This window comes from Pseudomonas sp. NPDC090201 (assembly GCF_044746825.1).
Classification (GTDB): Bacteria; Pseudomonadota; Gammaproteobacteria; order Pseudomonadales; family Pseudomonadaceae; genus Aquipseudomonas; species Aquipseudomonas putida_AD.
In genome coordinates this window covers 1,290,014-1,309,852 of record NZ_JBIVCX010000001.1, presented here as the reverse complement: position 1 = coordinate 1,309,852, position 19,839 = coordinate 1,290,014, and the positions used below count along the sequence as shown (strand labels likewise).

At 61.2% G+C, this 19,839-nt stretch carries 21 protein-coding genes and 1 tRNA gene; 6 read left to right on the top strand and 16 right to left on the bottom strand.

The genetic code is table 11. The features are described 5' to 3' along the window. Nucleotides 1-395: 395 nt before the first annotated feature. From ychF to ACIPOO_RS06020, 8 genes are all read right to left on the bottom strand, one after another. Nucleotides 396-1,496 (bottom strand): redox-regulated ATPase YchF, encoded by a 1,101-nt coding sequence (ychF, locus tag ACIPOO_RS06055; RefSeq protein WP_400605068.1) that lies wholly within the window; start codon nt 1,494-1,496, stop codon nt 396-398. Nucleotides 1,497-1,517: 21 nt separating this feature from the next. After that, a complete protein-coding gene (gene pth, locus ACIPOO_RS06050; RefSeq protein WP_274132729.1) occupies nt 1,518-2,102 on the bottom strand; it encodes an aminoacyl-tRNA hydrolase in 585 nt (194 codons plus the stop codon). A gap of 75 nt (nt 2,103-2,177) precedes the next feature. Next, on the bottom strand, nt 2,178-2,777 hold the full coding sequence (locus tag ACIPOO_RS06045; RefSeq protein ID WP_274132728.1) for a 50S ribosomal protein L25/general stress protein Ctc: 600 nt from the start codon (nt 2,775-2,777) through the stop codon (nt 2,178-2,180). Nucleotides 2,778-2,917: 140 nt separating this feature from the next. Next, nucleotides 2,918-3,859 (bottom strand): ribose-phosphate pyrophosphokinase, encoded by a 942-nt coding sequence (locus ACIPOO_RS06040; RefSeq protein ID WP_037018241.1) that lies wholly within the window; start codon nt 3,857-3,859, stop codon nt 2,918-2,920. Nucleotides 3,860-3,906: 47 nt separating this feature from the next. After that, nucleotides 3,907-3,981: transfer RNA gene (locus tag ACIPOO_RS06035), tRNA-Gln, on the bottom strand. A gap of 36 nt (nt 3,982-4,017) precedes the next feature. Further along, nucleotides 4,018-4,884, bottom strand: coding sequence for a 4-(cytidine 5'-diphospho)-2-C-methyl-D-erythritol kinase (ispE, locus tag ACIPOO_RS06030; RefSeq protein ID WP_400605065.1), 867 nt, complete (start codon nt 4,882-4,884; stop codon nt 4,018-4,020). A gap of 2 nt (nt 4,885-4,886) precedes the next feature. Further along, entirely contained in the window at nt 4,887-5,504 is a 618-nt protein-coding gene (gene lolB / locus ACIPOO_RS06025; protein ID WP_274132724.1) for a lipoprotein insertase outer membrane protein LolB, read from the bottom strand. Nucleotides 5,505-5,507: 3 nt separating this feature from the next. Continuing rightward, the gene (locus ACIPOO_RS06020) at nt 5,508-7,235 is read right to left on the bottom strand and encodes a tetratricopeptide repeat protein (protein WP_400605063.1); all 1,728 of its coding nucleotides are present in this window, start codon (nt 7,233-7,235) and stop codon (nt 5,508-5,510) included. Nucleotides 7,236-7,493: 258 nt separating this feature from the next. Between ACIPOO_RS06020 and hemA the strand changes: the two genes are divergently transcribed. From hemA to ACIPOO_RS05990, 6 genes are all read left to right on the top strand, one after another. Then, nucleotides 7,494-8,771 carry a glutamyl-tRNA reductase gene (gene hemA, locus ACIPOO_RS06015; protein WP_274132721.1) on the top strand — a complete coding sequence of 426 codons (1,278 nt, stop codon included), beginning with the start codon at nt 7,494-7,496 and terminating at the stop codon, nt 8,769-8,771. Beyond that, the gene (prfA, locus tag ACIPOO_RS06010; protein ID WP_274132719.1) at nt 8,768-9,850 is read left to right on the top strand and encodes a peptide chain release factor 1; all 1,083 of its coding nucleotides are present in this window, start codon (nt 8,768-8,770) and stop codon (nt 9,848-9,850) included. Before hemA ends, prfA begins: the two co-directional genes overlap by 4 nt. Further along, complete coding sequence (gene prmC, locus ACIPOO_RS06005; RefSeq protein WP_274132718.1) at nt 9,851-10,684, top strand: peptide chain release factor N(5)-glutamine methyltransferase; 834 nt, start codon at nt 9,851-9,853, stop codon at nt 10,682-10,684. Between the two features lie 11 nt (nt 10,685-10,695). Then, complete coding sequence (locus ACIPOO_RS06000; RefSeq protein ID WP_400605217.1) at nt 10,696-11,448, top strand: molybdopterin-synthase adenylyltransferase MoeB; 753 nt, start codon at nt 10,696-10,698, stop codon at nt 11,446-11,448. 11 nt (nt 11,449-11,459) lie between these two features. Further along, complete coding sequence (gene murI, locus ACIPOO_RS05995) at nt 11,460-12,260, top strand: glutamate racemase (protein WP_400605060.1); 801 nt, start codon at nt 11,460-11,462, stop codon at nt 12,258-12,260. Between the two features lie 112 nt (nt 12,261-12,372). After that, the gene (locus ACIPOO_RS05990) at nt 12,373-12,891 is read left to right on the top strand and encodes an acyloxyacyl hydrolase (protein ID WP_274132793.1); all 519 of its coding nucleotides are present in this window, start codon (nt 12,373-12,375) and stop codon (nt 12,889-12,891) included. A 125-nt stretch (nt 12,892-13,016) separates the two neighbouring features. On the opposite strand, the gene ACIPOO_RS05985 is transcribed toward ACIPOO_RS05990, so the two are convergent. From ACIPOO_RS05985 to phrB, 8 genes are read right to left on the bottom strand one after another with little or no spacing between them, the layout of a single operon-like run. Further along, complete coding sequence (locus ACIPOO_RS05985; RefSeq protein WP_274132714.1) at nt 13,017-13,334, bottom strand: YkgJ family cysteine cluster protein; 318 nt, start codon at nt 13,332-13,334, stop codon at nt 13,017-13,019. 58 nt (nt 13,335-13,392) lie between these two features. After that, the gene (locus ACIPOO_RS05980) at nt 13,393-13,908 is read right to left on the bottom strand and encodes a DUF2878 domain-containing protein (protein WP_274132713.1); all 516 of its coding nucleotides are present in this window, start codon (nt 13,906-13,908) and stop codon (nt 13,393-13,395) included. Beyond that, nucleotides 13,901-15,163, bottom strand: coding sequence for a class I SAM-dependent methyltransferase (locus ACIPOO_RS05975; RefSeq protein WP_400605057.1), 1,263 nt, complete (start codon nt 15,161-15,163; stop codon nt 13,901-13,903). The genes ACIPOO_RS05980 and ACIPOO_RS05975 overlap by 8 nt, the downstream gene beginning before the upstream one ends. Next, a complete protein-coding gene (locus tag ACIPOO_RS05970; RefSeq protein WP_274132711.1) occupies nt 15,153-15,950 on the bottom strand; it encodes a DUF1365 domain-containing protein in 798 nt (265 codons plus the stop codon). The genes ACIPOO_RS05975 and ACIPOO_RS05970 overlap by 11 nt, the downstream gene beginning before the upstream one ends. Beyond that, the gene (locus tag ACIPOO_RS05965) at nt 15,947-17,200 is read right to left on the bottom strand and encodes an NAD(P)/FAD-dependent oxidoreductase (RefSeq protein WP_400605055.1); all 1,254 of its coding nucleotides are present in this window, start codon (nt 17,198-17,200) and stop codon (nt 15,947-15,949) included. The genes ACIPOO_RS05970 and ACIPOO_RS05965 overlap by 4 nt, the downstream gene beginning before the upstream one ends. Continuing rightward, complete coding sequence (locus ACIPOO_RS05960) at nt 17,197-17,973, bottom strand: SDR family NAD(P)-dependent oxidoreductase (RefSeq protein WP_400605053.1); 777 nt, start codon at nt 17,971-17,973, stop codon at nt 17,197-17,199. Before ACIPOO_RS05960 ends, ACIPOO_RS05965 begins: the two co-directional genes overlap by 4 nt. Next, on the bottom strand, nt 17,970-18,395 hold the full coding sequence (locus tag ACIPOO_RS05955; RefSeq protein ID WP_400605051.1) for a nuclear transport factor 2 family protein: 426 nt from the start codon (nt 18,393-18,395) through the stop codon (nt 17,970-17,972). Before ACIPOO_RS05955 ends, ACIPOO_RS05960 begins: the two co-directional genes overlap by 4 nt. After that, the gene (gene phrB, locus ACIPOO_RS05950; protein ID WP_400605049.1) at nt 18,388-19,833 is read right to left on the bottom strand and encodes a deoxyribodipyrimidine photo-lyase; all 1,446 of its coding nucleotides are present in this window, start codon (nt 19,831-19,833) and stop codon (nt 18,388-18,390) included. The genes ACIPOO_RS05955 and phrB overlap by 8 nt, the downstream gene beginning before the upstream one ends. Between the last annotated feature and the right edge of the window lie 6 nt (nt 19,834-19,839).

Below are 19,839 nucleotides of genomic sequence, written 5' to 3'. Positions count from 1 at the left end.
GGTTCGGAATCGCTATCCCAAGAGGAAATGAATGGCCCAGAAACGGCGAATCCCTCTCAAGGAGGGATTCTCAGCCGTTGATGCATGCTTCAACGGGGCAGGTCGTTCTCACGTCGCGCTCGGCGAACTGGTGTCCCAGTAACGGGGTGCGATCCGAAGATCCCTGTAACCACCCTTTGGTTTACGCATATGCGCAAAAATACCTTCCACTATCAGTGGAATGGGATCAAGGTTTTTTTATGTTCTCTCAAAGCTGCCGATCCCATTGGTCGTAACAGCATCGTTATGCTGACTTTCTGTCACCCGATATCAGAGCCTCTAAAACGCAAAACCCCCGTATCGCTTGGCGATAACGGGGGAGATCTTTCACGCGCCGTGGAATCCCACGAAGTACGTCAGACGTTGAAACGGAAGTGCAGCACGTCACCGTCCTTGACGATGTAGTCCTTGCCTTCCAGGCGCCATTTGCCTGCCTCCTTGGCACCGGCTTCGCCCTTGTACTGGATGAAGTCGTTGTAGGCGACGCATTCGGCGCGGATAAAGCCTTTTTCGAAGTCGGTGTGGATCACGCCAGCGGCCTGTGGCGCGGTGGCGCCGACGCGGACGGTCCAGGCGCGGACTTCTTCGACGCCTGCGGTGAAGTAGGTCTGCAGGTGCAGCATCTCGTAACCGGCACGGATCACGCGGTTCAGGCCTGGCTCTTCGAGGCCCAGGGCTTCGAGGAACATGTCTTTCTCTTCACCGTCTTCGAGTTCGGCGATTTCTGCTTCGATCTTGTTGCAGACCGGCACCAGCATTGCGCCTTCTTCTTCGGCGATGGCGCGGACCACGTCCAGGTGCTGGTTGTTCTCGAAGCCGTCTTCGGCGACGTTGGCGATGTACATGACCGGCTTGGTGGTCAGCAGGTGGAAGCCCTTGATGACGGCTTTCTCATCGACACCCATGTTCTTCATCAGGCTGCGCGCAGGCTTGCCTTCGGTGAAGTGGGCGATGAGTTTTTCCAGCAGGCCTTTCTGGACCACTGCGTCCTTGTCGCCGCCCTTGGCGTTGCGGGCAACTTTCTGCAGCTGTTTTTCGCAGCTGTCGAGGTCGGCGAAGATCAGTTCCAGATCGATGATCTCGATGTCGCGTTTCGGGTCCACGCTGTTGGAGACGTGAATCACGTTCTCGTCTTCGAAGCAGCGAACCACGTGGGCGATGGCATCGGTTTCGCGGATGTTGGCCAAAAACTTGTTGCCCAGGCCTTCACCTTTGGACGCACCGGCTACCAGGCCTGCGATGTCGACGAACTCCATCGTGGTCGGCAGGATGCGCTTGGGGTTGACGATGTCCGCCAGCGCCTGAAGGCGGGAGTCGGGCATGGCCACGATGCCGCTGTTCGGCTCGATGGTGCAGAAGGGAAAGTTCTCTGCCGCGATACCGGATTTGGTCAGGGCGTTGAACAGGGTGGACTTGCCGACGTTGGGCAGGCCGACGATGCCGCAGTTGAATCCCATGATGTTTCCCCTCGAGTGATGTCAGGCCTTCTGGCTGTGCAGGACGCGCATCGCCTTGGCGAAGTCGCCGGCGAATACATCCGGCAGCACGCCGAGGGCAAAGTCGATGCTGGCATCGAGTTTTTCCTGTTCGGCGCGTGGCGCACGACCCAGGACGAAATTTGAAACCATGCTGGCGACGCCCGGGTGGCCGATGCCAAGCCGCAGGCGGTGGAAATTGTTCTGATTACCCAGTTGCGCAATGATGTCGCGCAACCCGTTGTGCCCGCCATGGCCGCCGCCCAGCTTGAGCTTGGCAACGCCCGGAGGCAGGTCGAGTTCGTCGTGTGCCACCAGGATTTCTTCAGGCTTGATGCGGAAGAAACCGGCAAGTGCCGCCACGGCCTGGCCGCTGCGGTTCATGTAGGTGGTGGGAATCAGCAGACGAACGTCCTGGCCCTGATGGCTGAATTTAGCCACAAGACCGAAATACTTGCGATCAACGGTCAGATTGACACGCTGTGCGCTGGCAATGCGTTCAACGAAAAGAGCCCCTGCGTTATGCCGGGTCTGTTCGTATTCGGGGCCGGGGTTTCCCAGGCCGACGATCAGTTTGATGGCGGTCACGTCAGGGGCTCTTCCTTGGGTTGCGAGTGACGATAGCGAATACCGTCACCCGGTCAACCGGCGTGCGAGTAAAGATTACTCGGCAGCGCCTTCTTCAGCTTCTTCAGGAGCAACGCGTGGAGCGTGAACGTTGGCAACTGCCTTGTCGTCACCGTGAGCCAGGGCCACGAATTCAACGCCTTTCGGAGCTTTGAGGTCCGACAGGTGGATGATGGTGCCGATTTCAGCGTTGGCCAGGTCGACTTCGATGAACTCAGGCAGGTCTTTGGCTTCGCAGGAAACTTCGATGTCGTTTTCTACGTGCGAGATTTCGCCGCCTTTCTTGACCGGGGCTTCTTCGTTGATGAAGTGAACCGGAACCTTGGCAGTCAGTTTCTGGCCAGCGACAACACGGATGAAGTCAGCGTGCATGATGAACTGCTTGGCTGGGTGGCGCTGCATGGCCTTGACGATGACGTTTTGCTTTTTGCCGTCAACGTTCAGTTCGATAACGTGGCTGTAGGCCGCTTCGTTTTCGAACAGTTTGGCGATTTCCTTGGCCACGATGGTCAGGGATTCAGCGGCTTTGTCACCACCGTAAACTACGGCAGGGATGCTGGCGGCGTGACGCAGGCGGCGGCTCGCACCTTTCCCCAGGTCAGTACGCGCTTGGGCGTTCAGAGTGAAATCAGTCATTTTGTATCTCCAAAATAGCCATTCCCGGTTGGCGTTTGCGACCAGCGCCAGACTCGGTATGGGCAAAAAAGCCCCGCCCCGACAATGAGTGTCGGGGCGGGGCGCTTTTCGTCAACGGATGATTCGAAAGGGCAGGGCCCTTAGCGGAACATCGCGCTGATCGATTCTTCGTTGCTGATGCGACGCATCGCTTCAGCGACTACCGGTGCGATATCCAGTTGACGGATACGGTCACAGGCTTGTGCTGCAGCGGACAGCGGGATGGTGTTGGTCACCACCAGCTCGTCCAGCACGGAATTTTCGATGTTCTCGATCGCGCGACCCGACAGAACAGGGTGGGTGCAGTAGGCGAAAACCTTGGCTGCGCCGTGTTCTTTCAGGGCCTTGGCCGCGTGGCACAGGGTGCCGGCGGTGTCGACCATGTCGTCGACGAGAATACAGGTACGGCCTTCGACGTCACCGATGATGTGCATCACTTCGGAGTGATTGGCCTTCTCACGGCGCTTGTCGATGATCCCGAGATCCACGCCCAGGGATTTGGCAACAGCACGTGCACGCACGACGCCGCCGATATCCGGGGACACGATCATCAGGTTTTCGAAGCGTTGGTCTTCGATGTCATCCACCAGAACCGGGGAGCCGTAGATGTTATCTACCGGAATATCGAAGAAGCCTTGAATCTGGTCAGCGTGCAGGTCAACGGTCAGCACACGGTCGATACCGACGACGGTGAGCATGTCCGCAACCACTTTAGCGCTGATAGCCACGCGAGCGGAACGCGGACGGCGATCCTGGCGGGCATAACCAAAGTAAGGAATAACAGCAGTGATACGAGTAGCCGAGGAACGACGGAAGGCATCAGCCATCACGACGAGTTCCATCAGGTTATCGTTGGTCGGAGCGCAGGTCGGCTGAATAATGAAGACGTCTTTACCGCGAACGTTTTCATTGATCTCAGCGGTAATCTCGCCGTCGGAGAATTTTCCGACAGAGATGTCACCGAGAGGGATATGCAGCTGACGTACGACACGCCGAGCCAGATCGGGGTTGGCGTTCCCCGTAAAGACCATCATCTTGGACACGCGCAGTACCTGGAGGCTTAGGGTATGCCTGGATGACTATAGGAAAATGGCAGGGGCGGCTGGATTCGAACCAACGCATGGCAGGATCAAAACCTGCTGCCTTACCGCTTGGCGACGCCCCTGTATCTGTTGCAACGAATGCCTGGCATTCGGTTCTCTTAGAGCAGTGTCTGTAACTTGCGATGCAACATCGAAACGTTGCTTCCCTTTGCTACAAACCCTGTAAGGGTCTCTGTAAGAAGGGCCGAGACTTTATCAGCTTCAGCTTTGTTTGGGAAGGCCCCAAACACACAACTTCCAGTTCCGGTTAATTTTGCTTCGGTAAATTTACCTAACCAATTCAAAGCGTTACGTACATCTGGATAACGCCTTGCTACAACCGGTAAGCAGTCATTTCGACTGTTTCCCTTGGGAACGGGGCGCACTTTAATGGGAGGAGTGTCACGTGTCAACAGTGGATCTGAAAAAATTTCTGCTGTACTTACAGATACTTGCGGCACGAGCACGACATACCACGGTTCTTCGGGGGTTACAGGGGTAAGGATTTCGCCCACGCCCTCAGCAAATGCGGCGTGTCCGCGCACGAAAATCGGCACGTCAGCCCCCAGCTTGAGCCCCAGCGCCGCCAGGCGATTTTCATCCCAGCCCAGTTGCCAGAGATGATTGAGCCCCAGCAAAGTCGTCGCTGCATCGGAGCTTCCGCCACCGATGCCCCCGCCCATGGGCAGGATTTTTTTAAGCCAGATGTCCACGCCAAGCGTGCAACCCGATTGTTCTTTCAAGGCGCGAGCCGCTTTGACAATCAGATTGCTGTCGTGAGGGACGTCGGCAATTTCCGTTTGCAGGCGCACTTCACCATCTTCGCGCAGGGCGAAACTCAACTCGTCGCCGTAGTCCAGAAACTGGAAAATCGTTTCGAGCTGGTGATAGCCGTCTTCGCGGCGGCCAAGAATGTGCAGCATCAGGTTCAGTTTGGCCGGCGCGGGGAGGGTCAGGCGGGGTGCGTCTTGAACAGGCAGCGACATGATCATTGCCCCAGCTTGCGTGGTTGCCAGTCCTTGATGACCAGCGTGACGTCCAGGTCCTGGCCGTGCAGTTTCATCCGCTCGGGCAGCCAGTAACCGTTTTGCTCGGTGTAGCTCAGGTACTCGATCTGCCAGCCATCCTGCTCAAGACCCGACAGGCGGCTGTCGCCGTCCAGGGTCAGGCTGCTCTTGGTTTCGGGGGCGGGCAGGCCGCGGACCCACCACACCAGATGCGAAACCGGCAGTCTCCAGCCCAGTTGATCCTTGAGCAGGGTTTCGGGATCGGGCGCGTCATAGCGGCCCTGGTTGGCGACTTCCAGCGAGACAGCGCCAGGGCGCCCGGTCAGGCGTGCTGCACCGCGCCCCAGGGGGCCGGAGAGGCGAATGTCGTAATAATCCTGGCGTTGCAGCCAGTACAGCGTGCCGCTGCCGGAATCCTTCGGTGCGCGAATGCCGACCTTGCCGTTGATCTCCCAGCCATCGAGACGGGTGAGCTGTTCTTTGTTGACGCGCCATTTGGCGGCGTCGCCCGTGCCTTGTACAGCTTCGCGCGGGGTGACCCCTGCGCAACCGGCGAGCAGGGCGATAAGGGTAAAAGCGATCAGGTGGCGCAAAGACATAAATCAGAGAGTCTCGGAGCCGGTCAGGCGCTTGAGGGTGCTGCGCAGGACCGGGCTGTCAGGTTGTTGTTCCAGGGCCTTGCCCCATATTTTGCGTGCTTCGCGCTGTTGGCCCTTGGCCCAGAGCACTTCGCCCAGGTGCGCGGCCACTTCGTGGTCGGGGAAGCGCTCCAGGGCTTCGCGCAGCAGGCGCTCGGCCTCGTCGAGGTTGCCCAGGCGATAATTGACCCAGCCCAGGCTGTCGAGGACCGCAGGGTCTTCGGGGTTGAGCTGGTGGGCGCGTTCGATCAGTTCCTTGGCTTCGGCATAGCGCGTGGTGCGGTCGGACAGGGTGTAGCCCAGCGCATTGAGCGCCATGGCGTTGTCCGGCTCGCGCTTGAGGATCGCCCGCAGGTCGGTCTCCATCTGCTTCAGGTCGTCGCGCTTCTCCGCCAGCATCGCGCGGGTGTACAGCAGGTTCAGATCGTCCGGATACAGCTTCAAGGCCTGGGTCAGCACTTGCCAGCCACGGTCGCTCTGATTGTTGTTGGTCAGGGTTTCAGCTTCGATCAGGTACAGCTGAATCGTGTAATCGGGCTGATCGGCACGGGCCTGGGCCAGGCGCTTGGAGGCCTCGGCGGTGTTGCCGTTGCTCATCAGGATGTCAGCCTGACGCAATTGCGCCGGCAGGTAATCGTTGCCTGGCCCGACCTGGGCGTACTCGCTCAAGGCGTTTTGCGGGTCGTTGCGCTCTTCGTAGATGCGGCCAAGGTTCACATGAGCCGAATCGACGTGGCTGCCACGGGCGACCAAGTCTTCGAGATAGCCCTGGGCCTCATCCCAGGCCTTGTTCTCCAGGCACACCAGCGCCAGCGAATAACGCAGTTCGTCGTCATCCGGGTACTGCTGAACAAGATTGGAGAACTGCACCTTGGCGTCTTCCATGCGGTTCTGTTCCACCAGCATGCGCGCGTAAGTCAGGCGCAGACGCTTGTCGTCCGGGTACTTCTTGATGCTCTTTTCCAGCAGCGGAATCGCTTCCTTGCCGCGGTTCATGCTTTGCAGCAGGCGTGCGCGCAACAGGATCGGCGCGACTTCGCCTTCGCCCGGCGGGTTGTCTTCGAGCAGCTTGAGGGACGCATTGCTGTCGCCCTCCTGCTGGAGCAGCAGCGCCTTGCCGAAGATCAACTGGCCGTTTTTCGGGTACTTGGCCAACAGCCGGTCAAAGCTGGCCAGAAGGCCCTTGCGGGTGTTGGAGTCGGTTTCCGCAGCCGACAGGGCGAGGAAGTCGAAATGGGTATCGCCCTGACCCTGCAGCACCTTTTCCATGTAGCGCATGGCGTCGTCGTAGCGACCGGCCCGGGCCAGCTGGATAGCGGCCGCGCGCTGGGCTTCCAGGTTGGTCGGATCGTTGCGCGCCCAGATCATCGAGGTGTCCAGCGCTGCCTGATCGGCGCCCAGGTACTCGGCAATGCGGAAGGCTCGCTCGGAAATGCCCGGATCCTGGGTCTGGATGGCCTGGGTCACGTAGTTGTCCAGCGCAATGTCGAAGCGGTTGCGCTGCCCGGCAAGCTCGGCAGTCAGCAGGCTGACGACGGTGTCCTGGGTGAACGATCCGTAGACCTGCGGCTTGGCCTCGGGCGCGGGCGTCGTTTCCTTCGCCGCAGCCGGCGGCTGCGAGGATGCGGGAGGCGTCGACTGACAGCCACCGAGAACGACTAGGGCAAGGAACAACGCGGACGATTTATTCATATAGAAGAGGGGCGGCTTACCTGCGGTTTGGAAGCATCATGACATAAGGCAGGGAGCAAACCCACAGCCCGGCTAAAAACTTAAAGACCCGTTATTTAAAGCCTGCGCCCGGACAATTTGTCGCAGGGGCAGGGCTGCGAAGCGGATCTCTATAGGGACAATAGACTGTCCTGGACGTTCTGAATGTATTGCGGTGGTTGTTCTCGGTCTAGTGAAGTAGGACAATTGCCGGCTTCTCGTCACCGTCAGCGACCTTGAATGGCCTTTCTTGCTCTGGGTATCAATCATAAGACTGCATCAGTGGATGTCCGCGAGCGCGTGGCATTTACGCCTGAGCAGCTGGTTGAGGCATTGCAGCAGCTGTGTCGCCTGACCCAGAGTCGTGAAGCGGCGATTCTTTCGACCTGCAACCGCAGCGAGCTCTATATAGAGCAGGATCAGCTCACCGCCGAGGTGGTGCTCAGCTGGCTGGCCGACTATCACCACTTGAACCTCGAAGAGTTGCGCGCCAGTGCCTATGTGCACGAGGACGACGCTGCCGTGCGCCACATGATGCGCGTGGCTTCGGGGCTCGATTCGCTGGTGCTGGGCGAGCCGCAGATTCTCGGCCAGATGAAATCCGCCTACGCCGTGGCGCGTGAAGCGGGGACCATCGGCCCTTTGCTCGGACGGTTGTTCCAGGCCACCTTCAGCGCTGCCAAGCAGGTGCGCACCGACACGGCCATCGGTGAAAACCCGGTTTCCGTGGCTTTTGCCGCCGTCAGCCTGGCCAAGCAGATATTCAGCGACCTTCAGCGCAGCCAGGCATTACTGATCGGCGCCGGCGAAACCATCACGCTGGTCGCCCGGCACCTGCGTGATCTTGGGGTCAAGCGTATCGTGGTCGCCAACCGCACGCTGGAACGCGCAAGCATCCTGGCCGAAGAGTTCGGTGCCCACGCGGTGTTGCTGGCCGACATCCCGGCCGAACTGGTCAACAGTGATATCGTCATCAGTTCCACCGCCAGCCAGTTGCCGATCCTGGGCAAGGGCGCGGTGGAAAGCGCGCTGAAACTGCGCAAGCACAAACCGATCTTCATGGTCGACATCGCCGTCCCTCGCGACATCGAGCCGGAAGTCGGCGAGCTGGACGACGTTTACCTGTATACCGTCGACGATCTGCACGAAGTCGTCGCGGAAAACCTCAAGAGTCGCCAGGGTGCAGCCCAGGCGGCCGAGGAACTGGTGAGCCTTGGCGTCGATGATTTCATGTCGCGCCTGCGCGAGCTGGCGGCGGTCGATGTACTCAGGGCCTATCGTCAGCAGAGCGAACGCCTGCGCGACGAAGAACTGCAAAAGGCCCAGCGCCTGCTCGCCAATGGCGCCAACGCTGAAGATGTACTGGCGTCGCTGGCCCGTGGCCTGACCAACAAAATGATGCATGCCCCCAGCGTGCAACTCAAAAAGCTGTCCGCCGAAGGCCGCGTCGATGCGCTGGCCATGGCCCAGGAACTCTTTGCCCTCGATGAGGGCTCCACGGATAAACCCCCGCAATGAAAGCTTCACTGCTCAACAAGCTGGACGTGCTCAGCGACCGTTTCGAAGAATTGACCGCGTTGCTGGGCGACGCCGAAGTCATTTCCGATCAGACTCAATTTCGCGCCTATTCCCGTGAATATGCGGAAGTCGAGCCGGTGATCCAGGTCTATCGCCAACTGCAGAAGGTGTACAGTGATCTTGAGGGTGCCCAGGCGCTGCTCAAGGACAGCGACCCTGACCTGCGCGAAATGGCGGTCGAGGAAGTACGCGAAGCCCGCGACCGCCAGGAAGTCCTGGAAGCCGATCTGCAAAAGATGCTGCTGCCCAAGGATCCCAACGACAGTCGCAACGTGTTTCTGGAAATTCGTGCCGGCACCGGTGGTGACGAGGCGGCGATTTTCTCCGGCGACCTGTTCCGCATGTACTCGCGCTATTCGGAGCGTCGTGGCTGGCGGGTGGAAATCCTATCGCAGAACGAAGGCGAGCATGGCGGCTTCAAGGAAGTCATCGCGCGGGTCGAGGGCGACAACGTCTACGGCAAGCTGAAGTTCGAATCCGGGGCGCATCGCGTGCAGCGGGTTCCCGAAACCGAATCCCAGGGCCGCATCCATACCTCGGCCTGCACGGTGGCGGTATTGCCCGAGCCCGATGAGCAGCAGGACATCGAGATCAACCCGGCGGATTTGCGGGTCGACACTTACCGTTCTTCGGGTGCGGGCGGGCAGCACGTGAACACCACCGACTCGGCCATCCGTATCACTCACTTGCCAACCGGTATCGTGGTCGAGTGTCAGGAAGAGCGTTCCCAGCACAAGAACCGCGCCCGGGCGATGGCCTGGCTCGCGGCCAAGCTCAAGGATCAGCAGACTTCCGCAGCGGCCAACGCCATCGCGTCCGAGCGCAAGCTGCTGGTGGGTTCGGGCGACCGTTCCGAGCGCATCCGCACGTACAATTTCCCACAGGGGCGAGTGACAGATCATCGCGTCAACCTGACGCTGTACTCGCTGGATGAAGTTCTGGCCGGTGGAGTCGATGCAGTGATAGAACCGTTGCTTGCCGAGTATCAGGCAGACCAACTTGCGGCACTGGGTGAGTAAATGACCATCATCGCCAGCCTGTTAAGAAACGCCGAACTGCCGGACTCCCCGACAGCCCGCCTGGACGCCGAACTGCTGCTCGCCGCTGCCCTGGGCAAGCCGCGCAGCTTTCTGCACACCTGGCCCGAGCGCATCGTCAGCTCCGAAGCCGCCCAGGCCTTCGATGGCTATCTGAAACGCCGTCGTACTGGCGAGCCGGTGGCCTATATTCTGGGCCTGCAGGGCTTCTGGAACATCGATCTGGAAGTCGCGCCCCACACGCTGATTCCGCGGCCGGAAACCGAAATGCTGGTGGAGACCGCGCTGGAGCTGCTGCCCGGCGCCATCGCTCATCGCCTGCTGGACCTTGGCACCGGCACCGGGGCCATCGCGCTGTCGCTGGCCAAGGATCGCCCGCAGTGGACCCTGACCGCCGTGGACCGCGTGGAAGACGCCGTCGAGCTTGCCGAGCGCAATCGCCAGCGCCTGCACCTGGACAATGCCCGGGTGCTGCAAAGTCACTGGTTCAGCGCCGTTGAGGGTCAGCGTTTCGACCTGATACTGAGCAATCCCCCTTACATCGCCGCAAGCGACCCGCACTTGGTCGAAGGTGACGTGCGTTTCGAGCCCAGCAGTGCGCTGGTGTCGGGCGACGACGGGCTGGACGACCTGCGCCTGATCGTCTCCCAGGCGCCTGCGCATCTGGAAGCCGGTGGCTGGTTGCTGCTGGAGCACGGCTACGATCAGGGCCCGGCGGTGCGCGAACTGCTCAATCGTCATGGTTTCGAACAGATCCAGACCCGCCGCGATCTGGGGGACCACGAACGCATCACTTTCGGACGCGTGCCACTTTGAACACTGCCGACCTGACCGACGAAGAACTGCTGCGCTACAGCCGACAGATCCTGCTGTCGCAGGTCGATATCGAAGGCCAGTTGCGCATCAGGCACAGCCGCGCACTGATCGTCGGCGTCGGCGGGTTGGGCTCGCCGGTGGCGTTGTACCTGGCGGCGGCCGGTGTGGGCGAGCTGCATCTGGCGGACTTCGACACGGTCGACCTGACCAACCTGCAACGCCAGATCATCCACGACACCCAGAGCGTCGGCCAGAGCAAGGTCGATTCGGCCATCGCCCGTTTGAGTGCGATCAACCCGCAGATCAGACTGGTGGCCCATCGCACGGCGCTGGATGTCGATTCCCTGGCCGCTGCGGTGGCGGGTGTGGACCTGGTGCTCGATTGCTCCGACAATTTCTCGACCCGCGAGGCGGTCAACGCTGCTTGCGTGGCCGCCAGACGTCCGCTGGTCAGTGGCGCGGCGATCCGTCTGGAAGGGCAGCTCTCGGTGTTCGACCCGCGTCGCCCTGAAAGCCCGTGCTATCACTGTCTTTACGGGCATGGGAGCGAAAGCGAACTGACCTGCAGCGAAGCCGGCGTGATCGGCCCTCTGGTGGGCCTGGTCGGCAGCCTGCAAGCGCTGGAGGCCCTGAAACTGCTGGCCGGTTTTGGTGAGCCGCTGGTCGGGCGGCTGCTGTTGATCGACGCCCTGGGCAGCCGCTTCCGCGAGCTGAAGGTCAAGCGTGATCCGGGTTGCAGCGTCTGCGGCGCGGCCCATGAATAGAGCGCGCAAGGATGGCTAGAGACAACGATGCGCCCATCGGCGTGTTCGATTCAGGTGTCGGCGGCCTGTCGGTCCTGAGCGAAATCAATCAGCTGTTGCCCCGCGAGTCGCTGCTCTATGTGGCTGATTGCGGGCACATCCCCTATGGCGAGAAATCCCCCGAGTTCATTCGTGAGCGCTGCGTGATCGTCGCCGAATTCTTTCGCGCTCAAGGCGCCAAGGCCCTGGTGCTGGCGTGCAATACCGCGACGGTTGCGGCGGCTGCCGACCTGCGCGAGCGCTACCCGGACTGGCCAATCGTCTGCATGGAACCTGCGGTAAAGCCTGCGGCCGCCGCCACCCGCAGCGGTGTGGTCGGTGTGCTCGCCACCACGGGCACCCTGCAAAGCGCGAAGTTCGCCGCCTTGCTCGACCGTTTTGCCGCCGATGTGCAGGTGGTCACCCAGCCTTGCCCCGGGCTGGTCGAGCTGATCGAAACCGGTGATCTGGCGAGTCCTGCCCTTCGGCAACTGCTCAAGGGCTATGTCGACCCGCTGCTGGAAGCTGGTTGCGACACCATCGTGCTGGGTTGCACCCACTATCCCTTCCTCAAGCCGCTGCTGCGGGAGATGATTCCGGCGTCGATTTCGCTGATCGATACCGGCGCCGCCGTCGCTCGTCAATTGCAGCGTCTGCTCAGCCAGCAAGACTTGCTCGCCACCGGTCACCCTCTGACCGCGCAGTTCTGGACCAGTGGTGATCCGGAAAATTTCAGAAACATCCTACCTGTACTATGGAAATATTCTGACAGTGTGCGAAGCTTCGGCCTGTGAAAAAAACGTGAATAGCGCTGTTTTCTACTGAACTAAAGCTCGCTGACGGATTTCTACACGAAGTCTGTTGATATAAAAATTTCTAACTGCACTCGAAAATGGGATGTTTCAGATGAAGCGACTGTTTTGTTTGGCTGCGATTGCGGCCGCGTTAACGGGGCAAAGTGCAATTGCTCAGGCCGATGGGGTCGAGTTCTCGGTGGGGCACACCGGCGAATCGACGATGACCTATCGTCTGGGCGCGCAATTTGATTGGGACAAGAGCTGGTGGCAAACCAGCGTCGGTCGTCTGACTGGCTACTGGAGCGGCGCCTACACCTACTGGGAAGGTGACAAGAGTTCCAGCAACAACAGCCTGTCGTTCTCCCCGGTATTCGTTTACGAATTCTCCGGTGAAAGCGTCAAGCCGTACATCGAGGCCGGCATCGGTGCTGCAGTATTCCAGCACACCGAAGTTGAAGGGAACAAACTGGGCAGCGCCTTCCAGTTCGAAGACCGCATCGGCTTCGGCCTGCGCTTCGCCGGTGGTCATGAAGTCGGCCTGCGCGCCACTCATTACTCCAACGGTGGCCTGACCAGCAGCAACGATGGTATCGAAAGCTACGCGATCCATTACACGATGCCGTTTTAAGCATCTCGTCGTGTGATTGTGTAGGAGCGCGCTTGCCCGCGATTGCGGTGTGTCAGTCAACAGACCAGGCACAGTAACAACGCATTCGCGGGCAAGCGCGCTCCTACAGGTCCAGATCTGCGGTGTTACACATACGCCGTCGCAATCCCTTCCCGCTCGGTGATGCATTCCGGCGCACCCATCTCGAATTCCCTACAGATCAACGGCCTTTTGTCGTAGATCGTGCAGCGCATCGTGTCGCGATCCAGCGCCGCGCACCAGCCGTCGTCCAGGCGCAACATGACCTCGCCGCCCCAGTCATCGGTATCGATGAAGCGTTCGGGCACGCCGGTATCGGTGATCAGCATCACTTCCAGTTGGCAGCAGCAGGCGGCGCAGGTAGAACAGGAAACGGCGGGCTCGGCAGGTTCTGCGGGGAGTTGCAGCAGGGGAATGGCACTCATGGGCGGCAGTTTAAAGCAGTGAAGCTGTCGCAGGTGAGCGGACTGACAGACGTAGTCGTCAGGCTGAAACCTCGCTGTGGTGGGCCTGGCGAAAGTAGTTCGCCAGCCAGTGCAGCAACGGCAGCACCAGCGCCCATATCGCGGCAAGGATCAGCGCACTGGGCCACACGCCCAGCGGCAGTTGAACGTAGGTCAGGTGCGAGCCGGCAATGTAGGACGCCGGGCCGCCCACGGCGCCCATGACACTGGCCAGCCACCAGCGCTTGCCGGACCACGCCAGGCAATGTCCCAGGGTGGTCGCCAGCAAGGGCCAGAGCAGCGCCAGCCACAGCGGGATTACCCGTCCGACCTCGCCAAAATCGAACACGCCGATTTTGATCAGCGCGCTGTCGAGCACGCAGCCCAGGGCGAATACGGTCATCAGCAGCTTGCCCTCGGCCCGCCAGGAGCCGATGAAACGCAGGTGCACGAGCAGAATCGCAAAGGGGATCAGCAACCAGCCACTGTTGCCGCCCAGCACACAGGTGAACCATCCCAACTGAAACAAAACTGCGTTCAGTAGATTTCTAAGCATCGAAACGTCCCAACAAAGGCTGCGACATCGCCCGGGGCTTGGCCAGCAGCAATTGCGCGGTACCAATGGTGCGCTCAAGAAAACCGCCTTCGCAGTAGCATAGGTAAAACTCCCACAGGCGCAGGAAGTAATCGTCATAACCCAGTTGCGAAAGACGGCTGCTGGCATGCCTGAAGTTCTCGTGCCACAGGCGCAGGGTGCGCGCGTAATGCAGGCCGAAGTCCTCCATGTGCAGCAGGTTCATGTCGGTGTCCTTGGCGACGACTTCCAGCATCCGCGTGACCGACGGCAGGGCGCCCCCGGGGAAGATATAGCGCTGGATGAAATCGACACTGCGCCTGGCCTGTTCGTAGCGCTGCTCACGGATGGTGATCGCTTGCAGCAGCATCAGGCCATCGTCCTTGAGCAGGCGCGTGCATTGCTTGAAGTAGGTGGGCAGGAAGCGGTGGCCGACCGCCTCGATCATCTCGATGGACACCAGCTTGTCGTATTGCCCGGTCAGGTCGCGGTAGTCACTGAGCAGCAGGGTGATGCGGTCCTGCAGGCCCAGTTCGGCGATGCGCTGCTCGGTGTAGGCGAACTGCTCCTTGGAAAGCGTCGTGGTGGTGACCTTGCACCCGAAGTGCTGCGCCGCGTGGATCGCCATGCTGCCCCAGCCGGTGCCGATTTCCAGCAGGTGATCGCTGGGTTTGAGGGCAAGCTTCTGGCAGATCCGCGTCAGTTTGTTCAGTTGCGCCTGCTCAAGGGTGTCGTCGGGGCTCTGGAACTGCGCGGCCGAGTACATCATGGTCGGGTCCAGGAACTGCTCGAACAGGTCGTTGCCCAGGTCGTAGTGGGCGGCGATGTTCTTCTGCGAACCTTTGCGGGTGTTACGGTTGAGCCAGTGCAGGCCGTGCACGAAAGGCCGTCCGAGCCTGGCCAGGCCACCTTCCATGGCGTCGAGCACATCCAGGTTGCTGACGAACACGCGGATCACGGCAGTAAGGTCAGGGCTGGTCCAGTACCCGTGGATGAACGCCTCCCCGGAGCCGATGGAGCCGTTGCTGGCGACCAGGCCCCAGACCGCCGGGTCATGCACGTGGATTTCGCCGAGGGTCTTGGAGCCCGCCGCGCCGAAGACATGGCGTTCATCGCCTTCATACACCACCAACTGGCCATGGCGCAGATGCGAAAGCTGGCGCAACACGCCTCGGCGCAACAGGCCCGAGGTCAGGCTGTTGGCGTTCAAGCCAGCAGCGAGGCTGTTACTTTTCATGGCGTCGATCCTCGGGTTGAACGGCGGCCGTGCGGTAGGTGCCTTCGGCGGCTTGATGGGAAAAAACCGGAACACGTTTGAGAAACAGGCGCAGCGCCTGCCAGTAGATGGCCAGGCAGGTCTTGGCGGTCATCCACGGGAAATCCCGCAGATGGCGATGCAGGGCGGAGCGATCCAGCGCCTGACGGTGCAGGTTCAGCGTGGCGTCGAACACTTTTTCATCGCCTTGCCAATCGGCCATGTGCACGCCCAGGCGCTCGCCGGGCGGGCTGAAACTCATGCGGTACTCAAGATCGGCTGGCAGAAACGGCGACACGTGAAAGGCCTTGGCCACGGCAAAGTGCTGGTGGCCCTCGCTGCCTGCCGGCAGCACGTAGTGATAGCGCTCGCGCCAGGGCGTGTTGGTGACTTCACAGACAATCGCCGCCAGCGAGCCATCGGTTTCGAAGCAATAGAAGAAGCTCACCGGGTTGAACGACAGGCCCCAACTGCGTGCTTGCGTCAGCAGGCAGACCCGGCCCTGGGGCGTGCGGCCCAGCGCGGTATGCAGAATTTCTCGCACGGAATCGATCAGAGACAGGCCGCGCCCGGTGTGTGCGCGCAGATAGTCGCTGTGGCGAAACGAAAACGGCGCAAGGCGACTGGCGCCGGACAGCGGTGACAGCTTCATCACCGCGTCCTGTTCGTCGAGGTCCAGGTACAGCATGCCGATGCGGTAAGTGAACGCATGGGCCTTCGGCGAGAAGCGCCGATGGGTCACCAGGCCGCTGTACAGGGCGCTGTTCATAGCGCCTCCCCGAATGCCGACGCCACGCGCAGCGCACTGACCACGCCATCCTCGTGAAAGCCGTTGGCCCAGTAGGCGCCGCAGTAATAACTGTGTTGCGCGCCGAGCAACTCCTGCCAGCGCGCTTGGGCGGCGATGCCCTTGAGGCTGTATTGCGGATGGGCGTAGCGGTAGCGGGCGAGGATCTTGTGCGGGTCGATCGCCGGCGTCTGGTTCAGGCTGACGCAGAACGTGGTATCGCTCTCGATGCCTTGCAGGATATTCATCGCGTAGGTCACCGCTGCCGACTGATCCCCCGCGCCGCCGAGCCGGTAGTTCCAGCTGGCCCAGGCCAGTGGGCGCTTGGGCAGCAGGCGAGTGTCGGTGTGCAGCACCACGTCGTTGTCGGCGTAGGGCAGGGCGCCGAGGATTTCCCGTTCGGCGTGGCTGGGTTCGGCCAGCATTCCCAGCGCCTGATCGCTGTGGCAGGCGAAGATCACCTTGTCGAAGCGCTCGCCGTTGCTGCTGCCCCCGCTGTAGATCGTCACGCCCTCACTGTCACGCTCGACCCGGCTCACCGGGCATTGCAGGCGAATGCGCTCGCGAAACGGCGCGGTCAGCGGTTCGATGTAGCGGCTGGAACCGCCCTCGATCACGCACCACTGCGGGCGATTGCTGACCGACAGCAAGCCGTGGTTCTTGAAGAAGCGCACGAAGAATTGCAGGGGGAACGCCAGCATGTCGGCCAGCGACATCGACCAGATCGCCGCGCCCATGGGCACGATGTAATGGTCGGTGAAGCGCTGCCCGTACCCCTCGGACTTGAGGTACGCGCCCAGGGTGGTGTCGGCGGCGATACGCTGGCTTTGCAGATCGGCCAGCGCCTGTTTGTTGAAGCGCAGAATGTCGCGCAGCATGCCCCAGAAGGATGGCGACAACAGGTTGCTGCGCTGGGCGAACAGGCTGTTGAGGTTGTTGCCGTTGTACTCGGTCTGGCTGCGCGGGTCGCTCACCGAAAAGCTCATCTCGGTGGGTTTGAAGGCGACGCCCAGGGTGTCCAGCAGCTTGATGAAGTTGGGGTAGGTCCAGTCGTTGAAGACGATGAAACCGGTGTCGATGGCGTGGCTCTTGCCGTTCACCATGACGTTGACGGTGTGGGTATGCCCGCCGATCCAGTCATTGGCTTCGAAGACCGTAATGTCGTGGGCCCGGTTCAGCAACCAGGCGCAGGTCAGGCCGGAAATGCCGCTGCCGATAATCGCGATCTTCATGCCGAGCTCCCGCTCTGCCTGGCGTCACGGACCATGCGTTTGCCCAGCGCCAGTTGCAGGCGCTCGGGGAGCAGGGCGAGGAGTTTCAGGGACAGGATCAAGGGCCAGGGAAAGGCGACTTCCATGGGGCGGCGGTTTTTTTTCAGACGCTGCGCGATGAACCGCGCGGCTTTTGGCGCAGGCCAGCTCATGGGCATCGGAAAGTCGTTCTTGCGGGTCAGGGGGGTATCGACGAACCCTGGGCTTACCACCGTGACATCGATCCCTTCGCGGGCCAGGTCGATGCGCAGGGAGCGAAACAGGTAACGCAGGCCGGCCTTCGAGGCGCCATAGGCTTCCGAACGGGTCAGCGGCAGGTAGGCCACGGAGCTCGCGACCCCCACCAGATGCGGCCGTTGACCCAGGCGCAGCAGGGTCAGCGCTTCCTGAATGCAATAGGACGTGGCGATCAGGTTGGTCCTGACCACGCGCTCGACCAGTTGCGCGTCGAACCGGGTGGCGTCGATGTACTCGCATGTGCCAGCGTTGAGAATCGCCGTGTCCACTGCTCCCCAGACCTGCGCGATGCGCTCGCCGATACCCTTGACCTGGTCTGGATCGGTAATGTCGCCCGGTGCCAGCAGCACCTGGCGCGGGAAGCGCTGGTCCAGGGCCTCCAGCGGCTCGAGGTTGCGCGCCGTCAGGGCAAGCTGGTGCCCGGCGTTCAGCAGTTCTTCAGCCAGTGCCAGTCCGATGCCGCTGCTGGCGCCGGTCAGCCAGATGCGCCGCTTCATCCCAGTCGCCCCTTGAGCCAGCGGATCATCCTGCCCATGACCGGCAGGTGTTCGTAGAGCAGCGCGCCCGCGTCGAAAAAGTCCCGGTGCTGGAAGACCTTGTTGTCAGCCCATAGCAAGTGCGAGCAACCCTGCACGGTGATCGGCTCGCCATGCTTGAGATGGGCGTGGCGCACGGTCATGGTCCAGCGCAGATAGCCCTTGCCTTCGCGTACCTGATCGTAGGCGTGGAATTCGAACTGCAGGTCCGTGACGTTGGCGTACAGGTCGGCGAAGTATTTCTGCAGTGCCGGCAGGCCCTGAACCTCATGCAGTGGGTCGGCGAAGGCGATGTCGTCGCTGTACAGCTCGCCGAGGCGGTGCAGGTTGTCCTTATCCAGTTCGGCAAAGCGCCGGGCGTAGTCGCGCAGGAATTCACTCATGGTCTTGAGTCTCTGCTTGTCGATGAGGCAGGGATTTGAACGCGGCCAATGCGCGCTCGCGGCTGGATTTCAGGTCGACGATGGGCCGTGGGTAACCCTGGACGCCAAACAGGCCGCCCATTGCCGATGGATCATGGATGTCGCGTTTGTTCAGCTCGGCCAGTTCAGGCACCCACTGCTTGATGAACAGCCCTTCAGGGTCGAAGCGCTCGGACTGGCTGACCGGATTGAAGATCCGGAAATAGGGCGAGGAGTCGGTGCCGGTGGACGAACTCCATTGCCAGCCGCCGTTATTGGCCGCCAGATCGCCATCGATCAGGTGCTGCATGAAAAAACGCTCGCCTTCGCGCCAGTCCAGCAGCAGGTTTTTGGTCAGGTACATCGCCACCACCATGCGCAGGCGGTTGTGCATCCAGCCGGTTTCCAGCAACTGGCGCATGGCGGCGTCCACCAGAGGCAGCCCGGTGCGGCCCTGTTGCCAGGCTTCCAGGTCCTTGGGGGCATGGCGCCATTTCAGCGCTTCGGTTTCAGGGCGGAAGGCCCGATGCCGGGATACCCTCGGGAAGCCCACCAGGACGTGCTTGTAGAACTCGCGCCAGATCAACTCGTTGATCCAGGTGACGGCGCCCTGGCTGCCGGATTCGAACTCGCCATGGTTGCTGCGCAGGGCGGCGTGCAGGCACTGGCGCGGCGAAACCACGCCCGCCGCCAGGTACGCAGACAACTGGCTGGTGCCGGGTTTGGCCGGGAAATCCCGCTCGTCGTTGTAGTAATGCACCTGGTCGTCGGTGAAGTGCTCAAGGCGCTTGCGTGCCTCGTCCTCCCCCGCCGGCCAGAGCTTGCGCAGCGCCTGGGACGGCGTGGCGAAACCCTTGACGCTGTCGGGCACTTCGTCGCTCTTGATATGCACCGGCGACTGCTTGTGCGGCAGGCGCACCACCGACGGCACCGAGTGGTGCAGACGGCCGTAACAGACCTTGCGAAACTGGGTGTAGACCTTGAAATAGCCGCCGCTCTTGGTCAGCACGCTGCCCGGCTTGAAGAACAACTGGTCCAGATGGCTGTGAAACGCGATGCCCTGTTTATCCAGTGCGGCGGCCACCTCGCGGTCCCGGCTCTGTTCGTTGACACCGTATTCTTCGTTGACGTGAACCTGCTCGACCCCGTGTTCCTTGCACAGATCAACCAGGGCCTTGGGCGCCTTGTCCCAGGTGTTGGCGTGAACGATCAGCAGGGGCACGTTCAGGGCCTTGAGCTCGGTCTGCAAAGCCTTGAGGTTGCGCAGCCAGAAGTCGACCTTGCAGGCGGCATCGTCGTGCAACTGCCACTGGCCGGGGCTGATCATGTACAGCGCAATCGTCGGCCCCTGATGCATGGCAGCGCTCAGGGCGGTGTTGTCATGTACGCGCAGGTCGGTGCGCAGCCAGAAGAGTTGCATGGTCAT